Source organism: Gilliamella sp. N-G2 (genome assembly GCF_002142215.1).
In the GTDB taxonomy this organism is placed as follows: Bacteria; Pseudomonadota; Gammaproteobacteria; order Enterobacterales; family Orbaceae; genus Gilliamella.
In genome coordinates this window covers 145,846-167,582 of sequence record NZ_NAST01000003.1, presented here as the reverse complement: position 1 = coordinate 167,582, position 21,737 = coordinate 145,846, and the positions used below count along the sequence as shown (strand labels likewise).

General features: G+C 34.5%; 22 protein-coding genes. 6 read left to right on the top strand and 16 right to left on the bottom strand.

What is annotated here, in order from left to right; translation table 11 throughout:
- Nucleotides 1-157 precede the first annotated feature (157 nt).
- The 5 genes from miaB to B6C99_RS02815 all read left to right on the top strand — a co-directional run bounded on the left by miaB (nt 158) and on the right by B6C99_RS02815 (nt 7,287).
- Nucleotides 158-1,585, top strand: a complete 1,428-nt coding sequence (miaB, locus tag B6C99_RS02835) for a tRNA (N6-isopentenyl adenosine(37)-C2)-methylthiotransferase MiaB (RefSeq protein WP_086358430.1) — start codon at nt 158-160, stop codon at nt 1,583-1,585.
- A gap of 413 nt (nt 1,586-1,998) precedes the next feature.
- Nucleotides 1,999-3,012, top strand: a complete 1,014-nt coding sequence (locus B6C99_RS02830) for a PhoH family protein (protein ID WP_086358429.1) — start codon at nt 1,999-2,001, stop codon at nt 3,010-3,012.
- Between the two features lie 29 nt (nt 3,013-3,041).
- Entirely contained in the window at nt 3,042-4,982 is a 1,941-nt protein-coding gene (gene mrdA, locus B6C99_RS02825) for a penicillin-binding protein 2 (RefSeq protein WP_086358428.1), read from the top strand.
- 2 nt (nt 4,983-4,984) lie between these two features.
- Nucleotides 4,985-6,091: a peptidoglycan glycosyltransferase MrdB gene (mrdB, locus tag B6C99_RS02820; protein ID WP_086358427.1), complete on the top strand. Its 1,107-nt coding sequence runs from the start codon at nt 4,985-4,987 to the stop codon at nt 6,089-6,091.
- A gap of 14 nt (nt 6,092-6,105) precedes the next feature.
- A complete protein-coding gene (locus B6C99_RS02815) occupies nt 6,106-7,287 on the top strand; it encodes a serine hydrolase (protein ID WP_086358426.1) in 1,182 nt (393 codons plus the stop codon).
- Between the two features lie 187 nt (nt 7,288-7,474).
- Here the strand turns inward: B6C99_RS02815 and fliR are convergent, their stop codons facing one another.
- The 13 genes from fliR to fliF all read right to left on the bottom strand — a co-directional run bounded on the left by fliR (nt 7,475) and on the right by fliF (nt 18,325).
- Nucleotides 7,475-8,278, bottom strand: a complete 804-nt coding sequence (fliR, locus tag B6C99_RS02810; RefSeq protein WP_086358425.1) for a flagellar biosynthetic protein FliR — start codon at nt 8,276-8,278, stop codon at nt 7,475-7,477.
- A gap of 5 nt (nt 8,279-8,283) precedes the next feature.
- Entirely contained in the window at nt 8,284-8,553 is a 270-nt protein-coding gene (gene fliQ, locus B6C99_RS02805; RefSeq protein ID WP_034900933.1) for a flagellar biosynthesis protein FliQ, read from the bottom strand.
- 22 nt (nt 8,554-8,575) lie between these two features.
- Entirely contained in the window at nt 8,576-9,319 is a 744-nt protein-coding gene (fliP, locus tag B6C99_RS02800; RefSeq protein WP_371265809.1) for a flagellar type III secretion system pore protein FliP, read from the bottom strand.
- A 3-nt stretch (nt 9,320-9,322) separates the two neighbouring features.
- Entirely contained in the window at nt 9,323-9,724 is a 402-nt protein-coding gene (locus B6C99_RS02795) for a flagellar biosynthetic protein FliO (RefSeq protein WP_086358423.1), read from the bottom strand.
- Between the two features lie 20 nt (nt 9,725-9,744).
- Nucleotides 9,745-10,125 carry a flagellar motor switch protein FliN gene (fliN, locus tag B6C99_RS02790; protein ID WP_086358422.1) on the bottom strand — a complete coding sequence of 127 codons (381 nt, stop codon included), beginning with the start codon at nt 10,123-10,125 and terminating at the stop codon, nt 9,745-9,747.
- Nucleotides 10,118-11,155 (bottom strand): flagellar motor switch protein FliM, encoded by a 1,038-nt coding sequence (gene fliM, locus B6C99_RS02785; RefSeq protein ID WP_086358421.1) that lies wholly within the window; start codon nt 11,153-11,155, stop codon nt 10,118-10,120. The genes fliN and fliM overlap by 8 nt, the downstream gene beginning before the upstream one ends.
- 5 nt (nt 11,156-11,160) lie before the next feature.
- Nucleotides 11,161-11,628 carry a flagellar basal body-associated FliL family protein gene (locus B6C99_RS02780; protein WP_086358420.1) on the bottom strand — a complete coding sequence of 156 codons (468 nt, stop codon included), beginning with the start codon at nt 11,626-11,628 and terminating at the stop codon, nt 11,161-11,163.
- 213 nt (nt 11,629-11,841) lie between these two features.
- Entirely contained in the window at nt 11,842-13,020 is a 1,179-nt protein-coding gene (locus B6C99_RS02775; protein WP_086358419.1) for a flagellar hook-length control protein FliK, read from the bottom strand.
- Nucleotides 13,010-13,474, bottom strand: coding sequence for a flagellar export protein FliJ (fliJ, locus tag B6C99_RS02770; RefSeq protein WP_086358418.1), 465 nt, complete (start codon nt 13,472-13,474; stop codon nt 13,010-13,012). Before fliJ ends, B6C99_RS02775 begins: the two co-directional genes overlap by 11 nt.
- A gap of 17 nt (nt 13,475-13,491) precedes the next feature.
- Nucleotides 13,492-14,835 carry a flagellar protein export ATPase FliI gene (gene fliI, locus B6C99_RS02765; protein ID WP_254045935.1) on the bottom strand — a complete coding sequence of 448 codons (1,344 nt, stop codon included), beginning with the start codon at nt 14,833-14,835 and terminating at the stop codon, nt 13,492-13,494.
- Between the two features lie 22 nt (nt 14,836-14,857).
- Complete coding sequence (locus B6C99_RS02760; protein WP_158092426.1) at nt 14,858-15,634, bottom strand: flagellar assembly protein FliH; 777 nt, start codon at nt 15,632-15,634, stop codon at nt 14,858-14,860.
- Nucleotides 15,627-16,625 (bottom strand): flagellar motor switch protein FliG, encoded by a 999-nt coding sequence (gene fliG / locus B6C99_RS02755; protein WP_086358416.1) that lies wholly within the window; start codon nt 16,623-16,625, stop codon nt 15,627-15,629. Before fliG ends, B6C99_RS02760 begins: the two co-directional genes overlap by 8 nt.
- Complete coding sequence (fliF, locus tag B6C99_RS02750; RefSeq protein ID WP_086358415.1) at nt 16,625-18,325, bottom strand: flagellar basal-body MS-ring/collar protein FliF; 1,701 nt, start codon at nt 18,323-18,325, stop codon at nt 16,625-16,627. Before fliF ends, fliG begins: the two co-directional genes overlap by 1 nt.
- Nucleotides 18,326-18,488: 163 nt before the next feature.
- Between fliF and fliE the strand changes: the two genes are divergently transcribed.
- Nucleotides 18,489-18,803, top strand: a complete 315-nt coding sequence (gene fliE, locus B6C99_RS02745) for a flagellar hook-basal body complex protein FliE (RefSeq protein ID WP_216819358.1) — start codon at nt 18,489-18,491, stop codon at nt 18,801-18,803.
- Between the two features lie 337 nt (nt 18,804-19,140).
- On the opposite strand, the gene fliT is transcribed toward fliE, so the two are convergent.
- The 3 genes from fliT to fliD are packed head-to-tail and all read right to left on the bottom strand — an operon-like array spanning nt 19,141 to nt 21,326.
- Complete coding sequence (fliT, locus tag B6C99_RS02740) at nt 19,141-19,503, bottom strand: flagellar protein FliT (RefSeq protein ID WP_086358414.1); 363 nt, start codon at nt 19,501-19,503, stop codon at nt 19,141-19,143.
- A gap of 2 nt (nt 19,504-19,505) precedes the next feature.
- A complete protein-coding gene (gene fliS, locus B6C99_RS02735) occupies nt 19,506-19,883 on the bottom strand; it encodes a flagellar export chaperone FliS (protein WP_086358413.1) in 378 nt (125 codons plus the stop codon).
- 9 nt (nt 19,884-19,892) lie between these two features.
- Nucleotides 19,893-21,326, bottom strand: coding sequence for a flagellar filament capping protein FliD (gene fliD, locus B6C99_RS02730; protein WP_086358412.1), 1,434 nt, complete (start codon nt 21,324-21,326; stop codon nt 19,893-19,895).
- Between the last annotated feature and the right edge of the window lie 411 nt (nt 21,327-21,737).

The window sequence follows — 21,737 nt, the reverse complement described above, 5'->3', positions numbered from 1 at the left end:
ATTAATAATTAATTAGTTATTAATTTATAAAGAATATAAATGTAGTTTTTTATATTAAATATAGACCCTACAATCACAAAGGATTACAATATGACTCGCTAAAATCGCGGATTTAAACCCGTTTTCATTTTAACAATTAAATATAGCTGAGTTATTGATGAGCAAAAAATTACATATCAAAACTTGGGGCTGCCAAATGAATGAATATGATTCAACTAAAATGGCAGATCTCCTTGAATCCACCCATGGTTTAATCTTAACAGAAAATGCCGAAGAAGCAGATATTTTATTATTAAATACCTGTTCTATTCGAGAAAAAGCCCAAGAAAAAGTTTTTCACCAACTAGGCCGTTGGAAAAATTTAAAACAACATAATCCTGATATTATTATTGGTGTTGGTGGTTGTGTAGCATCACAAGAAGGTGCCCATATTCGTAAACGAGCGCCTTTTGTTGATATTATTTTTGGGCCACAAACTTTTCATCGTTTGCCAGATATGATTGAACAGATCCGCAGTGGTAATGGTCATCATGTTGTTGATGTTAGTTTTCCGGAAATTGAAAAATTTGACAGTCTACCTGAACCACGCAGTGAAGGCCCAACGGCATTTGTATCCATAATGGAAGGATGTAACAAATACTGTACTTATTGTGTGGTACCTTACACTCGTGGTGAAGAGGTAAGTAGACCTTGTGATGATGTAATTTATGAAATAGCTCAGTTAGCAGAACAAGGTGTTCGTGAAGTGAATTTATTAGGGCAAAACGTAAATGCCTATCGCGGACCAACCTTTGATGGTGATATTTGTTCTTTTGCTGAATTATTACGTTTAGTTGCTGCTATTGATGGTATTGATCGTATTCGTTTTACCACTAGCCATCCAATTGAATTTACAGATGATATTATCGATGTTTATCGTGATACACCTGAACTGGTTAACTTTTTACATTTACCAGTACAAAGTGGTTCTGATCGCATATTGAATTTGATGAAACGAACGCATACTGCAATTGAATATAAATCAATTATTCGTAAATTACGTAAAGTTCGCCCAGATATTCAAATCAGTTCTGATTTTATTGTTGGTTTCCCTGGTGAAACTCAAGAAGATTTTGAACAAACCATGAAATTAATCGCTGATGTTAATTTTGACTTAAGTTATAGCTTTGTTTATTCAGCTCGTCCAGGTACGCCTGCTGCGGAAATGGAAGATAATGTTTCTGAAGAAGAGAAAAAACAACGGCTCTATATTCTTCAAGAGCGAATCAATCAACAAGCTATGCAATTTAGTCGTCGCATGTTAAATACCGTACAACGTATTTTAGTTGAAGGTCCATCTAAAAAGGATCTTATGGAATTAACTGGTCGAACTGAAAACAATCGAATTGTGAATTTTGCTGGTCGTCCGGATATGATTGGTAAATTTGTTGATGTTGAAATTACCGATGTTTATCCTAACTCATTGCGTGGTAAAGTAGTGAGAACTGAAGATCAGATGAATTTACGAGTAAGTGAATCACCAATATCTATCATTTCTCGTACCCATAAAGAAAACGATTTAGGTGTACGTATCTATCAACCATAATTGAACAAAATAATAATTGATAGATAAAAATATAAAAAAATTAAATTTTTTGGCTCAGCAGGATGTGAAATTAAATAATAAATAGGATAATTCAATTGCCACAAAATTTTGTGTACAGCAATATATGGTAGTCAGATCTATTCCTATTTTTCCATTTAAAATAATAGATAAATTTATTAGTAGTAACTTATGTTAGTAATAATTAAAAATAGGAACACCTATTACTAAATTTGTAAATAAATTGAAAAGTCAAGGATTAGATAGAGACCACACAACTAGTGCTATGGATAATGTCGTGGGTGACAATATTGTTCCTTGCAATAATTGCCATATGGATTTTCTAAAGGTGTTGAAAAATGCTCTTTATTGAAAGACATATTCGTAATTGAAATTAACGATTTGAGGGGATATTTTTGAATATCACGACATATGAAACAATGCTTGAACCAGCAGAGAATCAGCGACTTAATAGTCTTTGTGGTCCTTATGATGACAATATTAAACAACTTGAACGTCGTTTAGGAATTGAAATAAATCACAGGGGTAATCTCTTTGCCATAACCGGTGATGCAATCTGTGTAAAAGCTGCATCTGAAATATTACAATCGCTTTATAAGCAAACTAAACGAAAAGATAATATTATCGATATTGATCCTGAGCAGATACATTTAGCCATTAAAGAATCTGGTGCATTAGAAAAAGCCAAAGAGCATCTTCCTGCTTATGTTGATCTGCATGGTAGTAAACAAGTCATGATAAAAACCAAACGTGGAGTGATAAAACCTCGTACACCTAATCAAGCTCAATATATTGCCCATGTGTTAGATTATGATATTTCATTTGGTATTGGTCCGGCTGGTACAGGAAAAACCTATTTAGCTGTAGCAGCAGCGGTTGATGCACTAGAAAAACAGCTAATTCGACGTATTGTTTTAACTCGTCCGGCGGTTGAAGCCGGTGAAAAACTAGGTTTTTTACCTGGTGATTTAAGTCAAAAGGTCGATCCTTATTTACGTCCACTATATGATGCATTGTTTGAAATGCTTGGTTTTGAAAAAGTTGAAAAATTAATTGAAAAAAGTGTTATTGAAATTGCTCCATTAGCCTATATGCGTGGGCGTACACTTAATGATGCTTTTATTATTCTTGATGAAAGCCAAAACACAACAATTGAGCAAATGAAGATGTTTTTAACGCGTATTGGTTTTAATTCTAAAGCTGTAATTACCGGAGATATAACCCAAATTGATTTACCGCGTCATCAAAAATCAGGATTACGTCATGCTATCGAAGTATTGAGCGATGTTGATGATATTAGTTTTAATTTTTTCAAGAGTGAAGATGTGGTTCGTCATCCTGTAGTAGCAAGAATTGTCAATGCTTATGAAAAATGGGAACAACAAGAACACAAGCAACAACAGTCATAAACAGAATTTAGAGGAGCTAGATTATCTCTATTTTAGGTAAAACAAAAAAGGGCAATATTCGCGATCACTCAGCAGAAACAAACTTATTTTTGCGTAGAGCGTTGTTTGCATTTGTGGTAATTATTTTATTAATTTTTGTGTTACTAGCTAATTTAGCTGATCTACAAATTTCCAACTTTAGTTATTACAGTACCAAATCAAACAACAATCGTATTGAAATTATCCCTATTCCTCCTAGTCGGGGTATGATTTATGATCGTAATGGCACGCCATTAGCGATAAATAATATTACCTATCAACTTAATATTGTTCCTGATAAAACTAAAAATCTTAATGAACAGTTTGAACAATTAAAAAAAATTGTTGATTTAACCGACGAAGATATTGAAAACTTTCAAAAAGAAAGACGAAATTATCGAGCTCATCGCCCAGTTCCACTTAAAGAAAATTTAACAGAAAAGCAAATTGCTCGTTTTATTGTTGATCAGCATCGCTTTCCGTTTGCATCCATTGTTAAAATTCAACATCGTTATTATCCATATGGTGCTTCACTTACCCATATTCTTGGATATATATCCAAAATAAACACTCAAGATAAACAGCGCCTTGAAGAAGAAAATAAAACCAGTGATTATGTAGCCACTTTTAACATTGGTAAAATGGGAATTGAAAGGTATTACGAAGACGTTTTACATGGTACGGCGGGCAATGAAAAGGTTGAAGTAAATAGCCGAGGTCGTATTGTCCGCTTACTTGAACAACATCCACCACAAGCGGGTGAAGATATCTATTTATCCATCAACTTAAAATTACAACTCTATATTGAATCACTACTTGCTGGTAGGAAAGCATCTGTTGTTGCGATCGACCCTAATAATGGTGAAGTACTGGCCATGGTTTCAAATCCAAGTTATGATTCAAATGACTTTGTGGGTGGTATTTCAAGTAAGAAATATAGTGAGTTACTTGATGATCCAAGTAAACCCCTATTTAACAGGGCTTTACTTGGTGCTTATCCACCTGCTTCAACGGTCAAACCGTTTATTTCGATAGCCGCTTTAAGTGAAGGTGTCGTTTCACCGAAAAGTGTGGTTAACGATCCAGGCTGGTGGCAATTACCTGGTACTGAAAGACGTTATCGAGATTGGCTAAAATGGGGGCACGGCCATGTTGATGTATTACGAGCAATTGAGGAATCGGTTGATACCTATTTTTACCAAGTTGCTTATGATATGGGCATTGATCGTCTAAATTTATGGATGACGAAATTTGGTTATGGTGAACGAACCGGCATTGATATTTCGGCTAATGAAGAGACTCGTGCAGTTATGCCAAGTCGAGAATGGAAATTGAAGCGCCATAAAAAATCTTGGTTACAAGGTGACACCATTCCGGTTGGTATAGGTCAAGGTTATTGGACTGCAACACCTATGCAAATGGCTAAAGCATTAACCACATTAATTAATAATGGTAAAACATTTACACCTCACTTTTTACTCTATAAAAAAAGTGACATTATTAATACTAATCAGAGTCAACCAATTATTAATCCCGAAAAATATGTTGAACCTAATAGTCTAGTTGATGTTAATCCAACCTATTGGGCATTAGCTAAAGAAGGTATGCATCGAGTTATGTTTGGAGCTCGAGGTACCGCACGTAAAGTATATGCGGGGGCTAAATATCAAGCTGCAGGCAAATCAGGTACAGCTCAAGTTTATGGTTTAAAAGAAAACGAGACTTATAATGCCCATAAAATACCTGAACATTTGCGTGACCATGCCTTATTTATTGCTTATGCACCTTATGATAAACCGAAAATAGCGCTAGCTATAGTTATTGAAAATGGCGGTGGTGGTAGCTCCAACGGTGGTGCAGTAGCACGTAAAATACTGGATTATTATCTTGAAGGTGATAACTCAACAGAATTAGATGATGCATCATCATCGACGACAGGACATGAAGATTAATTATGAACAATATTAAGAAATCTTTTTGGCAAAAGATACATATCGATCCACTTTTTTGCTTATTTATAACCTTACTACTTGGTTATAGCCTTTATATTTTATGGAGTGCTAGTGGTCAAGATATTGATATGATGCAAAAAAGAGTTATTCAAATATTACTTGGTTTCTTTGTGATGATAGTCTTTGCACAATTTTCACCGCGAAGTTATGAACAGTGGGCGCCTTACCTTTATATAATCTGTATTATTATATTGGTATTAGTTGATATTTTTGGCTATACCAGCAAAGGGGCCCAACGTTGGTTGGATTTAGGTGTTATTCGCTTTCAACCGTCAGAAATTGCTAAAATTGCTGTTCCTTTAATGGTAGCTAAGTTTATTCATCGTGACGGTTGCCCACCACCATTAAAAACCACCTTGCAAACATTAGCTATTATTGGGGTACCAACACTATTAGTGGCCATGCAACCCGATTTGGGCACCGCAATTTTAATTGTTATGTCAGGGATTTTTATTATTTTTTTGGCTGGAATTAATTGGCGATTTATTCTTGTTGCCTTGATATTGATGGCTATATTTTTACCGATTATGTGGTTCTACCTAATGCATGATTATCAACGTGAAAGGGTATTAACATTATTTAATCCTGAACGTGATCCTAATGGTACAGGTTATCATATCATTCAATCTAAAACTGCAATTGGCTCAGGCGGAATATGGGGTAAAGGCTGGCTTGAAGGTACTCAATCACAGCTAGAATTTTTACCGGAAAGACATACTGATTTTATCTTTTCAGTTATAGCTGAAGAATTTGGTTTTATTGGCTCTATTGTTTTATTAATTTTGTTCTTATGCTTAATTATACGTGGATTAATTATTGCTGCTCAGGCACAAACGACATTTGGACGAATACTGTCTGGTGGTTTGATTTTGGTATTTTTTGTCTATGTATTTATTAATATTGGTATGGTCAGTGGAATCTTACCTGTAGTTGGTGTACCATTACCACTAATAAGTTATGGTGGCTCATCTTTAGTCGTTTTAATGGCAAGTTTTGGCATTATGATGTCTATTCACACACATCGATACATGTTATCTAAAAACATTTAACGGAATTTTTATAAATGAAAAAGAAATTTAAATTATCTTTTGGCTTGTTAGTGCTCGCAATATGTTCTTCTACCTCTGCAGAGATGGTATTTCCTATTCCTGCTATTCCACAATTAGATGCAGAAGCGTATATCTTAATCGATGCCAAATCTGGCGAAATCCTAGCGCAATATAATGCCGAACAACAACGTGATCCAGCAAGCTTAACTAAAATGATGACAAGTTATGTTATTGGTCAAGCATTGGAATCAGGCCGTATCAAAAATGATGATATGGTTTTGGTGAGTAAAGATGCATGGGCAACCGGTAATCCGGTTTTAAAAGGCTCATCATTGATGTTTTTAGAGGTTGGTAAAACGGTTTCGGTTGCTGATTTGAATAAAGGTATCATTATTCAATCGGGTAATGATGCATGTATCGCTATGGCTGAACATGTTGCTGGTAGCCAAGGTGCTTTCGTTAATTTAATGAATGAATATGCTAAAAAAATTGGTTTGCAACATACCCATTTTGAAACGGTACATGGCCTTGATGCACCAGGTCAGTATACAACAGCTAAAGATATGGCATTATTAGGTCAAGCTTTGATTCGTGACTTACCAACTGAATATGCTATCTATAAAGAAAAAGAGTTCACCTATAACCTGTCTAAACCACAATTGAATCGCAATGGTTTACTTTGGGATACAACTTTAAACGTAGATGGTATTAAAACCGGTCATACTAATGCTGCTGGTTATAACCTTGTTGCATCAGCGGTTGATGGTAATACCCGTTTAATTTCTGCTGTGCTTGGTGGCCGAACTTTTAAAGGTCGTGAAGAAGAGAGTAAAAAATTACTCACTTGGGGATTCCGATTCTTTGAAACAGCTAATCCAGTTAAGCCTAATGCACCATTAGTGACAGAGTCAGTTTGGTATGGCGATGAAAACAAAGTAAATTTAGGGACTATTAATGGTGCTTATATTACTGTGCCAAAAGGTCGTTCAGCTGACGTTAAAGTACAATACACTATTGATGATTACATCTATGCACCAATCACCAAAGGTGCTGCGGTTGGTAAAATCCAATTTTTATTAGATGATAAAGTGATCAACGAACAACCTTTAGTTGCACTTGAAAATGTTGAAGAAGCGGGCTTCTTTGGTAATATCTGGGATTGGATAAGCTTACAATTCCATAAATTATTTAATTAATTTTTAAGTTATAATTAACTTGAACCGTTGTGTAACGCAAAGCTACACAGCGGTTTTTTTATTATCTCGTATAAACAACCATTAGTTATGTACATGGTTAATAACCTTTAATGTTAAGGCTAAAAAACCCCGTTCCTCAAAATTTTTTGTTAAAAAATAACCCTGAATTTTATTAAGCTTAATTGGCTTAACTATTGGTGGCTGCAAGATAGATTAAAATTTGCGAAGTAGTTGAAAATATCTGTTCTAAAATAAATTCCACAAATGAAGGCAAGGTGGAAAATAAATAACTTAACATCATCAAGCCACATAATAAGGTAAGTGGATAGCCCACTACAAAAATTGATAACTGAGGGGTAATTCTATTTAATAGCCCTAACGACAAGTTAATAATCAGCAATAACGTCATTAATGGTAATGCCAACATAACGCCATTACTAAATAATAGACCGGTTGTTTCGATTAAGGCTAAGTGACCGTTGGCCTTTAAAGGTGAAACGCTAATAGGAATAATATCAAAACTGTTAGCTAATCCATATAGTAGCCATAGATGTCCATCTAAGCTGAGAAATATCAACAAGGCAATAATGTTAATTAAACGTGACAGTACAGAAGTAGATGGTCCACCAATAGGATCATAAAAGGTCGCCATGCCTAATCCCATTTGCATACCAATTAATTCACCTGCAAATCTTACCGTTAAAAAAGTAAGTTGTATGGTAAAACCGATTATGATGCCAATCATGATTTGCTGGGCAATAACCCAGATACCGTGTAATGAATAAAGGGTAAGGTTGTCGTCTAACTTTGATAAAGGTAATAAAATGACGATCAGCATTGCTAAACCAATCTTTAACCGATTTGGCACCTCTTTTTCACCGACAATAGGTGCGACCATAATTAGCGCTAAAATACGGGTAAAAGGCAGAAAACTTGATCGAACCCAAGCAAAAAAATCAATATTAAACAGATCGTGAATCGTGGCGTTCATTAAGGTTAACTAGTTAAGTTAGGAATATCAGTAATAACCAGGCGGATATAATCGATCATAGTCGTCAGCATTGAGGGGCCTAAAATGATTAATACTAAAACCACCGCTAAAATCTTAGGAATAAAAGATAAGGTCATTTCATTAATTTGGGTTGCAGCTTGTAACAAACTGATAATTAGCCCAGTGACTAATGCTGCGAGTAGTAAAGGACCTGCAAGTGATGCGGCAACTTTGATTGCTTGAATGGCAAAATGGCTAATATATTCAGAAGGCATATAATCCCTTATACTGTTGGTGTTAACTGAAAAAGCTTTGTGCTAATGAACCTAACAATAAATGCCAGCCATCAGCTAATACAAACAACATAATTTTAAAAGGTAGTGATACTGTTGCTGGTGGTACCATCATCATCCCTAATGCCATTAATGTACTGGCAACAACTAAATCAATGACTAAAAAAGGAATAAACAGAGTAAAGCCAATTTGAAAAGCAGTTTTAAGTTCACTAACCACAAAAGCGGGGACTAAAACTCGTAGCGGGATATCTTCACGCGTTTGAATATCACCAGTATGGGACATATTAACAAATAGTGTTAAATCACTTTCACGAGTTTGACTCAACATAAATTCACTCAGTGGTTTGCTTGCCTCCGTCAAACTTTGTTGCATAGTGATTTGTTGTTGTGAATAGGGAATATAAGCATCTTGATATATTTTATCCAATGTTGGTGACATAATAAAAAATGTCATAAATAGGGCAATACCTAAAATTAATTGATTAGGCGGTGCGGATTGGGTACCAAGTGCACTACGTAATAGTCCTAACACAATAATGATACGAGTAAAACTCGTCATTAATAGTAATATAATTGGGATAAAAGTTAGTAGGGTTAAAAAAACTAAAGTTTCAACTGGTAATGACCAAGTTTGCCCTTCTGGTAGTGAGGTTTGAGTAACAATTGTTAACGGTGATAATTCAGCATAACTATATTGGCTGGCGAGCAATAAGCTAAATAAAATAACAAGTTTTAACCGCACAATTAATCACACCTTTTTACTGTTTAACACAGATCTTAATATCTGATTGAACAGATTATTTTTTGACTGTTGTTCAACGTCAGCAGGATCTGCGAATAACATTTCAGTACGCTGTTCATTGATAGTATGGAGTAAAGTCATTTGTTGGGCTGTAACTCCGACCACCAGTAATTGATGATCAACATAAACCAACATTATGCGATCTTTGGCATTTATATTGTACGTTGCTTTAACATCAATGAATTGCTTAGTAGATTTTTTCCAACCTAACCGTTTTATTAGCCAGGTTAAAACGAAAATAATGGTAATAACACTAAAAAAGGCTATTCCTATTTGGCTATATAAACTTGATTCAGCAGGAATAGACGAAAAGTTTTGTATACCGGAGTTGATTGTTGATTCGCTCATGGTTATCTCATTAATGGTTATTAACGACTTAATCTACGTACTCGTTCTGATGGGGTAATAATATCGGTAATTCGTACACCATAATTGTCACCCACCACCACTATCTCGCCTTGCGCAATTAAGTAACCGTTAATTAAAATATCTAATGGCTCACCAGCTAAACCATCTAAGGCGATAACTGAGCCTTGAGTTAAATTTAATAGGTCTTTAATGGCCATTTTGGTACGGCCAAGTTCAACACTTAAATTAACCGGAATATCTAAAATAAGATTAATATCTTGTTCTTTTACATTTGATGGTTGGGGTGAAAGGGTTTCAAAAATAGCTTCTGTCGTTACCGATTCTTCATTAGTTAAGTTAGTTGCTTGGCTATCATCACTGTTATTTGGCATATCACTCATTGAACACTCCTTCATTCAATTGTTCTAATACAGGGTTGCTTATTTGCTCTACTTGAATTGCATATTGTTTATTTACACTACCATATTGACCTTTTAAAACCGGTACACCACCAATAGTGACATCTAGGCTGGTTGGTTTTTCAATATCCAAAATGTCGTTTACTTTTAATGCTAATAATTTGGCAACAGTTGTTTGAATATTTGTAAAATTAGCGATTAACTCAACCGTTGATTGTTTAATACCACTTGTGAGGGAACTCATCCAGACATTATCATCTTGATGGGTTTGACTTTCGATCGGTGGTTTAATTAATAGCTCTTTGATAGGTTCAACCATTGTATATGGAATGCATATGCAGAAAGTTGCTTTAAAGCTACCAATTTCAATTAAAAAGGTGGAAGTTAACACAACATCATCGGGAGAGCTGGTGATATTAGTAAATTTACTCTCAACTTCAGAACGAATATATTCAGTTTCAATACTGTATACGTCAATCCATGAATTTTGGTATGTAGTTAAAGCAAGATCTAATACTCGTCTAATAATCTCTTGTTCGGTATGAGTAAATTCACGTCCTTCAGTTTCCATATTGGTGGTATGTCCATCACCGCCAAAAAGCGTATCAACAACAATAAATACCAGTTCTGGTGAAAAAGAAAATAAGCAGCTTCCCCGTAAAGGATTAAGATGAACTAAATTTAAATGGTAAGTTGCCGAGATATGAGAAAACTCTTTAAATGTTTTTGGTTCTATTGGCGAAGTAATAACATCCGTATTACGACGTAATAAATTAAATAAGCCAATTCGAAATTGGCGAGCAAAGCGTTCATTGATTATTTCTAATGCTGTTAGTCGTTCAGGGATAAAACTATGTTTAACTGATATATCATAAGGTTTTATTTCTGTCCGTTTGCTTTGCTGTGATTTATAATTTTGCACAATATCTTTTTCAATACTGGTAGCATTATCCGGTGAATGTTTAGCTAAAGATTCACTTTTATCGCTAGTAGATTGAAGCTTATCAGACATGATAATTACCTTATAATGAAATCAGTAAATAACACTTCATCAATTTTTACTGAATGTTTGGCATCGTATTGACGTGATAATGCTGTTTTTATTTGCTCTTGTAATTCAAGCTTGCCAGATTCTTTTCTCAAATTATTGACATATTGTTTTGAGGTTAACAGCAATACATCACTTCTTACTTCGGGCAAATATTCTAATAATACCGTTTTTTGATCTTCATTTTCGACACGTAACACCATACCGACATATAGAATTTTATTGATATCTAAATTATCTTCAGAAGGTGGTAATGTAATGGTAAATGGTTTTAAAGTTAAAAAAACTGGTGATGAAACTAGAGGTTCTTGATGAGTATTTGGCGTATTTTTAGCTTGATTTTCGAACCATAAATAAGCTGCTGAACCTATTGCGAGTAAGGTAATTAGAATAAGTATTAGGTTTAAAATTCTTACTTTTTTATTGGTGGTTTGCATATTTATTATTGTCTCAATGAAAATTAACGAAAGATTTGTAGCTATTTAAATAACCAAAAATTACCAAAATAATAAATCATGCTGTAAGAATTAATCGGAAGAATAGGCAATAAAAATATTATCTATTCAACCTTTTTAATATGAAGTTATCAAAGTTAAACACTGTTAAAAACGTAGATATCAATTATTTTATAAATATTGCCTAACCATTATTTAGGCAAAAATACTTAATCCTGATTGAACAACTTCAGTATGATGATTAATTTTTTGTTGAATTGGATTGATATCATCTAATAGTTGCTCTGTTTCAAATTGTTGTGGTTGTTGATAAGAAGACGACTGTTTAGAATCATTCATCATTGAAAAATCACTAATGTTAGTGTGTTGTAAAGTGATACCTTGTTGTTCCAATGAGGTTCTTAACATGGGGAGTGCTGATTCTAACACACCCTTAACCATATTATGTGCAACCGCCATGTGCAGATCGATTTTGTCATCAATCATGGCTAATTTAATATGTAATGATCCTAGTTCTTGTGGATTTAATTTTATTTCGGCATTTTGAATGCCTTGTCTACTGATCAAACAAATTTGTTCATTTAAAGATGCTTGCCACTTACTAATATCCATGGGCATCGGTAAATTTAGGTTTAATGTGGTTGGGGGTGTTGCAGAGGTTACCGGATTAAATAGCGATGGTTGGCCATTTAGATCTATTGATAAAGCCATTTCTGATGGTGTATTAGCCAAATTAGTAGTAAACAGTTTATCTGTCAAAGTTGACGCTAAATCAGAATGATGATCATTGTTGTTATTATTCACCCACGTATCTGTTGACTGAGTTTGATTAATGATCAAATGTGCATTTTTGGTCGTTTGTGGCTGATTATTTTCCGAAGCCAATAAATGACTAGGGTTTGGTTTATTGGTTTTGTTGATTAATTGCTCACTGTAATTAATTGAGGCAATAATTTCGGCAGCTTTTTCATCAATATTGATACGCTGTTTGATATCATCAGTACATTGTGTATCCAATTTTGGATCAATCATAGTTGGATTAGCTTCTAATAATAGTTTAGTTTCATATATTGCTTCATTTTTCGGTTGAGTATCCGATTGTCTATTTTGCGGTATATCATCTTGCGGATTGAATGGCATAGAAAATAATATAAATAACTCTTCACTTTCCATTCGTTCTTTCTGCTCTAACTCATTGTCTTTTAGGTTTGCAGCATTAACGTGATTATTATTATCACTTAGCCATTGCTGTTTTTCGGTAAGTTGTAATAACTTTTGGAAAAAATCATCATCAAGAATAGATAACTGGTTGTCGTTTAATTCAAATTGTTGAGATGAGATTAATGGAATATCGCTAAACTGATTAATATTCATTCAATGTTCTCCTTGCTATCTGCTGCTGAGCAAATTCATCGGTTAATTTTTGTTGTAAACGACTCTGTTGAAGTAACAGTTTTTTATGTTGTTTATCTAATAATGTAGTATAAGTATTTAGGCTTTTTTGCGATTGATTAAGCTCATTGGTGATCTGCTTTTGTTTTATATCTAAAGTTAATAATAGTTTTTTTTGTTGAGCTATACCTTGTTCAATCGCCATAATAAAAGCATTAAAATTATTTAATTCCGATCCTTTAATGCCACTGGATAAAGCATTATTTAGCCGTTGTTGGTACTCATGATAATAATCATTTAATACATTTAGTTGTGATTGTGCATTACGTTTATTTTCGTGTGCATGTTTTAATTTAATCAATTTGTCATCAACTGCTTTTTCAGCGAGCTTTTTTAACGTTATAAATGCAAATTTACCATGATGTTGATTGGCCATAATTCTTTCCTAATTTATCAGCGAGCAGCAACAATATTGATTAATTGTTGATAAGCGTCTTGATAACTACAATGCTCATTGATTCCTTGTTGTAAAAATTGCTGCATAGCTGGAAAAAGTGAGATAGCTTTATCTAATAATGGATCGGTTCCAGCTACGTAAGCACCAACATTAATCAAGTCCCGATTGCGCTGGAAACTTGAAAATAATTGTTTAAATAACCGTGATTTTTTTTCATCTTCTGGCGGGGTAAGATCGGTCATTACACGACTGATTGACGCTTCGATATCAATGGCTGGATAATGCCCCGATTCAGCTAGTGAACGTGATAATACTATATGACCATCAAGAATTGCCCTTGCTGAATCAGCAATAGGATCTTGTTGGTCGTCACCTTCGGTTAACACAGTATAAAAAGCAGTAATTGCACCTTTTCCTTTGGCATCATTACCTGCTCTTTCAACTAATGCTGGCAATTTTGCAAATACTGATGGTGGATAACCTTTGGTTGCCGGTGGTTCACCGATGGCTAAGGCTATTTCCCGTTGTGCCATGGCATAACGGGTTAGTGAATCCATGATTAGTAATACATTAAACCCTTGATCACGAAAATTTTCGGCAATTTTTGTGGCATAAGCTGCACCTTGTAGACGTAATAATGGCGATACATCGGCTGGTGCCGCGACAACTACTGAACGCGCTAAGCCTTCTTCACCAAGGATATTTTCGATAAAATCTTTTACTTCCCTGCCTCGTTCACCAATCAGACCAACCACAATAATATCAGCTTTGGTATACCTAGCCATCATGCCAAGTAGTACACTTTTACCAACACCAGAACCGGCAAAAAGCCCCATTCGTTGACCTTGGCCAACGGTTAATAATGCATTGATAGCACGAATACCGACATCTAATACTTGATGAATAGGCGTGCGAGCCAGAGGATTTAGTGATTTATTGATTAATCCTTCATATTCAATATTTTCTGGTAAAGGTTTGCCATCCAATGGTTTGCCCATTGCATCAACTATTCGTCCTAATAACCCCGTACCAATAGGTAAAACTTTATGGCTAAAATGAGTTAAATCATATTGTGAGGTATATACTCTGGCATCAAGTAATATGCCATCGGTTGATTCAAATGGCATCAGATATAAGGTTTTACCATTAAAACCAATAACTTCACACTCAACAGCTTGTACTTTTCCATCTAATTGCCGTTCGACAAAGCAGTTAGAACCTAAAGGTAATTTTAAACCCACGGCCTCTAAAACTAAGCCCGAAGCTTTAACTAAGCGACCATATTGACGGATTAACGATATTGACTGTAATTTTTGTTGCGCACAATCAATTTTAGTCATCCATTGCCTACAAAAGTCCACCTTAATGTTCAACTCCATGTACATTATCTGAGATGATTTGCCAATGATGGGTTACACTGGCGTCGATCTCATTGGTTTGGGTAAATATTTTGCAACCCCCTAATTCGATATTGGCATCGGCTATAAACTGCCATTGCTGTGGTTGCAACTCATTATTTAGTTGTGGTTCAAGCCATAACAAGTCTGTTGGATTAATTCGTACTACAATTGGTGGGTTAACAATTGTATTTTGTTCAATTAATGATTTTATAATATGTAATAATTGTTTTTGTTTTACTTTTGATAATGAACCAACTGTTTTTTCGGCAGCAAGTAAAGCTAAGTCAAATAGCTTTGGTACAATTTTCTCATCAATTTGGCTAATCGATTGTTGAAAGCTGATTGCTAAATTTTTGATGGCATTTATGCTAGTTAATTTTTCTGCCGTTAACTGTTGTTCTATTGTGTCCAGCCCTTCTTGGTGACCGAGAGTGAATCCTTGCTCATAGCCAGTCTGTTTGCCAATATTAAAACCTTCTTCTTTACCTAAATTAAAGCCTTCTTGGTATGCTTCATCTCTTGCTTGTTGTTTAATATTTTCGAGTTCTAGCAATATTGCTGGGCTATTAATATCAAAAGAGTCTTCATCTTGATCATCGTGGCTATCTGGCTCTAATGGTGGCGCAAATTCTTCCAACTCTTCTGGCTGTTGCTGGCTGGTTAATGGTGATAATTCGCTAAGTGCCAAATCTTGGAAATGCAATGGTTTCCAACTTACACTATTAGTATGATTATACATATTCATCATCACCACTTGTTAAGATCATCTCACCTGTTTCTGCTAAGCGCCGTGCAATAACCAAAATTTTCTTCTGTTCGGTTTCTACTTGCGACAAGCGAACTGGTGGTCTGTTTTCTAAATCTTCTCGTAATATTGAGGCAGCTCGTTGTGACATATTTGCTAATAGCTTGTCGCGTAGCGTTTCTGTTGCGCCTTTCATAGCGATGATTAAGGTTTCATTATCCACCTCTTTGAGTAGACGTTGGATACTTCTATCATCGACATCAATCAGATTTTCAAATAGGAACATTTCATCAATGATTTTTTGAGCAAGCTCATTGTCATAATCTCGTAATGCATTGATAACCAATTCTTCTTGTTGTGATTTCATCAGATTGATAATTTCTGCTGCGGTGCGGATGCCACCCATGTTATTAAGTTTAATATTTTGTCCATGTAGTAAGGTTGATAATGATGTCGATAATACTTCTAATGCTGATGGTTCTACACCACCGAAAGTTGCAATACGTAGCATGACGTCATTACGTAATTGGTCATCAAATAAATTTAAAATCTCAGCAGCCAAATCGCGATTTAAGTGAACTAAAATGGTGGCGATAATTTGTGGGTGTTCTTTTTTAACTAAATCAACCGCACGAGCAGCATCGACAAAGTTAAGCATTTTTAAGCCATCAGTGGTATCTTCGATATCGGTATCTAATAGTTCATCAAGTAAGCGGTTAGCTTTATCGCTACCAATTGATTTTTCTAGAACTTTTCTTAAATAGCCATTGGTATCTGTATTTAATACTGCACAATCATCAAGAGTATTTTGACACTCATTAAGAATATTTTTCAGTTGTTCTTGAGTTAATTGTGGTAATCCCATCATGGCACTACTAATTTTTTGTACCTCTTTGTGGTTTAAAAATTGCATTACTTTGGCTGCTAATTCTTCACCTAAAATCATTAAAATTGTCGCTGCTTTTTGCGCTTCAGTTAAATTCATTACTCGGTGTCCTTCTTGTTCATCCAACCACGTATAATCAGAGCCATTACACGAGGATCTTTCTCGACAATTTTGCGGATGTATTGCTGTTGTTGCATATTATCTTCAAAAATCTTCTGTTGCAGTTTACTGTGTGCTTTGTAATCAAGCTTATCTTCACTAGCCATTGAGCCATCAGATGATCTGTTATCAGTATTAAGATATTGTCTTTGAATTTTAATCCATATCGAACGTAACACTTTGCGCCATGCAAACCAGATTATTAAAATATAAATCAGATATTTAATTGCGACTTTCAGCATGTCGAAAACTTCATGTTTTTGTAAAAAGACAATGGCGGCATTTTCATCTTCAATTTGATCGGTAAATTTCAAATTAGCCACTGTTAATGAATCACCACGCAAGTCAGAAAATCCCATTGCTTGACGGGCAAGCGCTTCAATATGGGTAAGTTCCTCTTGATCTAGTTTTACCCATTTTTCAACAGCTTCCTGTTCTGAATTTTCTTCATTTGCCGATGTGATTTCATCGGCTGAAATAAATTTATAATTAACTAAAACAGCGACAGATAAACGCTTGATACGACCTTCAGGGATTTTGCTATGAATAACTTGACGATTAACTTCAAAGTTCAATGTTTTATTTGACTGTAAATGATACATTTTTTGTTTATCGTCTTTATCTTTGGTATCGCTCTCACCATCAATTGGTGCACTAGGCGTTGGTACCGGTTGATTAGATAAAGCGCCCGGCACACCACCGATAATGTTGCTTGATGCTAATTGGCTATTTTCAATTTGTTGCTTACTACGAATAGTTTGGTTGCTGGCATCGCTATTAGGATCATAAATTTCTGATGTTGACTCTTGCCGACTAAAATCGATATCCGCATTCACTTGTACCTTAACATTTTGTTGTCCCAAAATAGGGATAATAATTTTTTCTACTCGTTCTCGAACTAGATTTTCAATGCGTTCACTATATTCTAATTGGGCAATATTAACGTTACTGTCACGGTATCTTTCACCGGTTAATAAATTGCCTTTTTGATCAATAATCGTCACTTTATCCGCTTGTAATTCTGGAACACTACTAGAAATTAAATGAATGATGGCGTCAATTTGACCTTGAGATAAAGCTCGACCTGGTAATAAAGTTAGTGCAACAGAGGCGGAAGGGAATTTTCTTTCTCGAACAAATAAAGAGGGTTTAGGCATCGCTAAATGCACTCTGGCATCATCTACACTACTAATAATTGCAATGGTTCTCGATAGTTCGCCTTCTAATGCTCGTTGATAGTTGATTTGTTCATTAAACTGACTCATGCCAAAACTTTCTTTGTCGAGTAGTTCAAAACCAATTGCGCCACCTTTAGGCAAACCTTGCTGGGCTATTCGTAAACGAGTATTATAAATTTGATTTTGGGGAATTAAGATAGTTGTGCCAGAGGATGAAAATTTATAGGGAATATTTAACTTATCAAGTTGGCTAATGATTTCACCGCCATCCTTATCATTCAAATTACTAAATAATACGCCATAATTATCGTCTTTAAGCCATAAGTAAGTAATACTACTAATTGCTATTACAATTACTCCTACAATAAGGAGTAGCATTTTACGATTTATTTTTAATTGATTAATAAAAGGTAACTTACTCAATATTGATTCGCCTTTGTTACCAACTGCCTGGCTATCCATATGTATCCTAACACTAAACTGACTAGATTAATTCTAGGGTTTATTATCTGTGTATTTAAAAAAATCAATAGCTAAAAAAGCATATGCTTTACCCTTTAGTTATCGCTTTTAGATTGTTATCTTTATGATAATTTACGTTATAACTTGATTAAGACGAATAACCATGACCTTTATTATGAATAGTATTGATGCCTTCAATAGTACAACATTAACCCAACTTGATTTTTCACATAAGCAATCTATTAATCATAGTGAACAAAATTTTATGGCTGAATTAAAAATGGCATTAGATAAAATCAGTCAAACACAAATAGACGCTAGCCAGCAAGCTAAAGCATTTGAGATGGGGGAAACCAATATCGCATTAAATGAGGTAATGGTTAGCATGCAAAAGTCTTCAGTTTCTTTACAATTTGGTATTCAAGTTCGCAATAAATTAGTTGCAGCATATCAAGAAATCATGAATATGAACGTTTAAACCATTATCGGATGGTTACTTATCGACTAGATGATATATTTTGGTTTTAAAAATAGTATTAATTAATCACCAATTTTTATCCTAAATTGGCCTAACCTCACCACTACTGTTGTTACAACGACTATCGAGATACTCTTTATAAGATTATTTTTGAAGTTAAAAATGCTTTAGTTATTGCGAAATGAGTTAGTTACCAGTACAAGCAAAGTGTTTACATTAACGATGTAAAATTAATCAAAAAAGTTTGCGGAGTGAGGTTTTTGGCAGATAAAGATAGCTAAAAAACCCCGTTCCTCAATTATTTTTATTCTATTTTTTTGACTACTCTGTGAAAAATCTAAATTAAATTGGCGATTGTTTGGTAGCTATCTATTTTTGCTTGATAATCAACCTGCTCACCAATTAATTGGCTTAAATCATTATGTCGCAGATGGATTAATTGCTTTAATTGCTCATGATAACTAAGAATATTATTGATATACATTTGAATAATATCTTGTTGTGATAATGGTATATTATCAATAGTAGTTAACCCATTTTTGAGTTGAATATCACGTGCTAACTGCTGATACTGAGTTTGCCAACTAATTAATAATTCCCAGTTTTCTTGTTGTGCATTAATTAGCATTTGCTCAACAACATAATTAAGTTGCTCGTATTGTTCTAGTACTAGACTCGTATTCAATGTTGCTACATCCATAACTATGCTATCTCTCGCCAAGCTTGGGCAATATTATTAAGCAGATCAAAACAAGTTTGCAGTATTTGTGTATCATTATGTAGATTAGCGAAAACCAGTTGCTGACTGATGTATTGATATAACTGATCTAAATTTTCAGCAATTTCACCGCCTTGCTTTAAATCAAGGCAACTTTTAAGCCCATTATCAATGATATTAATAGCTTTAGAAATGGCTTTTCCTTTACCAGCAATATTACCCTTTTGTATATATAACTCAGCTAAGCGAATAGCATTTAATGCGCCATCAAATAACAAAACAATAAGCTGATGAGGTGAAGCCTGACTAACGCTGGTTTCTAAATTAACTTGTTTATAAGCTTGAGATCCCATTTTATACATTGTTATGCCTTATTTTTTCAAATTCGCCATCATTTCAAATTGGGTGGTAAGATAATTACTCATACCATTTAATTCATTGATTAAGATATCTAGTTTTGTGAATTGTACCCGATAACGCTCGATAGTTTGGTCAATAGAGTTATTAACTTGGTCATAGCGTTTATCTAATGATTTTAAGGTAGAATTTAAACCGTTAGTTGCCGTATCAATCATGCCATCGTTATCAATAAAGCTACTTACTTTGGCAAAGACTTCGTTGGCAATGCCAGTTGTTTCACCATCACCGGTAAATAAAATGGCGACTGCTTCACTGTTTTCTTTAAGGGCTTTTTCTAATTCGTTTTCTTTAATCACCAGTTTGCCATTACTATCCATATTGATACCAATTTGTGCTAGTACCGATAATTCTCCTGTTTGACCTTTAGAAAATATAGAGCGAATACTTTGATCAATATTACGTAGTGTTGAATCACCAATCAGTGGGCCATTACTATTATTTAATTCATCTGAATTGGCATCACCAGCGGTAAATTGCGTTAAGCTGGATATGGTTGATTGTAATTGATTAAAGGCATCAACCCACTCTTTAAGGGCTTCTTGAGCTTTGTCATTGTCAGCGCTGATGGTTAAATTTTGTGCTGTTGTAGTCACTGCTTTTAATGTGATATCGACACCAGAAATAACCTCTTTAACGGTATTTGATGAGCTATTAATCGTTATACCATTAAAGCTAAATTTAGCATCTTGCGCTTTAGCTACTTCACTCATAGCTGATGAATCAGCTTGATTAGCATTAAATCCAATTAGTGAATTAAGCTTATCATCATCGGATGAAATAGAGGTAATGGCTTGTTGTTCACCGGTTTCTTTTGATGTGATAACCAGTTGATAGCTATCAGTTCCAGAACGGACAATAGTTGCATTTACAGTTGTTTCACTGGTTGAACCATCTTCATTAATCACCTTAGCTTGATTGATTGCATTGGCTATCGATTCGAGCGATGTGTCATCTTTGCCTAACGTGATATTTAATTTTTGGCCATTAGCTTGTTCTATTGTGAGGGTACGGGTTTCATTATCATTACCTAACGCTGATGTTTTATCGTTAATAGCATTCGTAGCAACACTATGGGCAGTGGCAAGTTGTTCGACGCTAACCGCATAATTACCTAATTGGGCCTTGCTATTTACATTAGTGGTAAAATAGTTGTCATTACCAGATGCGGAACGCGCTTGAAACAGCTCTTTTTTTTGCAGTTTTGCTGTTGCGCTGTTGAATGTTGATAATGCACTTTTTAATTTACCAAAACCGCTTATTTTGTTATTAACTGCTTTTTGTTGGGCCTTTATCGGTGTAAGACGATTTTTTTCAACGGCTTCTAATTGATCTAATACTTCATTTAAATCAATACCAGAACCAATTCCTAATATACTCATTGCCATGATTGATTATCCTAATATAAATTCTTTCATCCCTTGTTTTATCGACCAATGCCGTAAAAAGTTTAGCTGTTTTTAGTTTTTTATCTTTACTAATAAATAAGTCGGTTTTGGTAATGAGAATATTGATAATCAGTTTTATCTATTAAAAAACGAGTTAGTTATCTTAATCAATGGTAATGTTATCTCTCCTTTATGTTGCCTAACATTAAAATTGTGTAGTGAAACTTCCAATATCATTACTATTGATTGATTAGAAAATATATTGCAATGAATTAAATTGGGACAAGCTTAAGTTTTGTTGCCACAAATTAAGGCTATATTAACCAGTCGATTCAGCGATACATAACTTCGATTACTACACATATAAACATGTATGATGCCCTTTAATCATGTTCATCAAACTACTTAGTT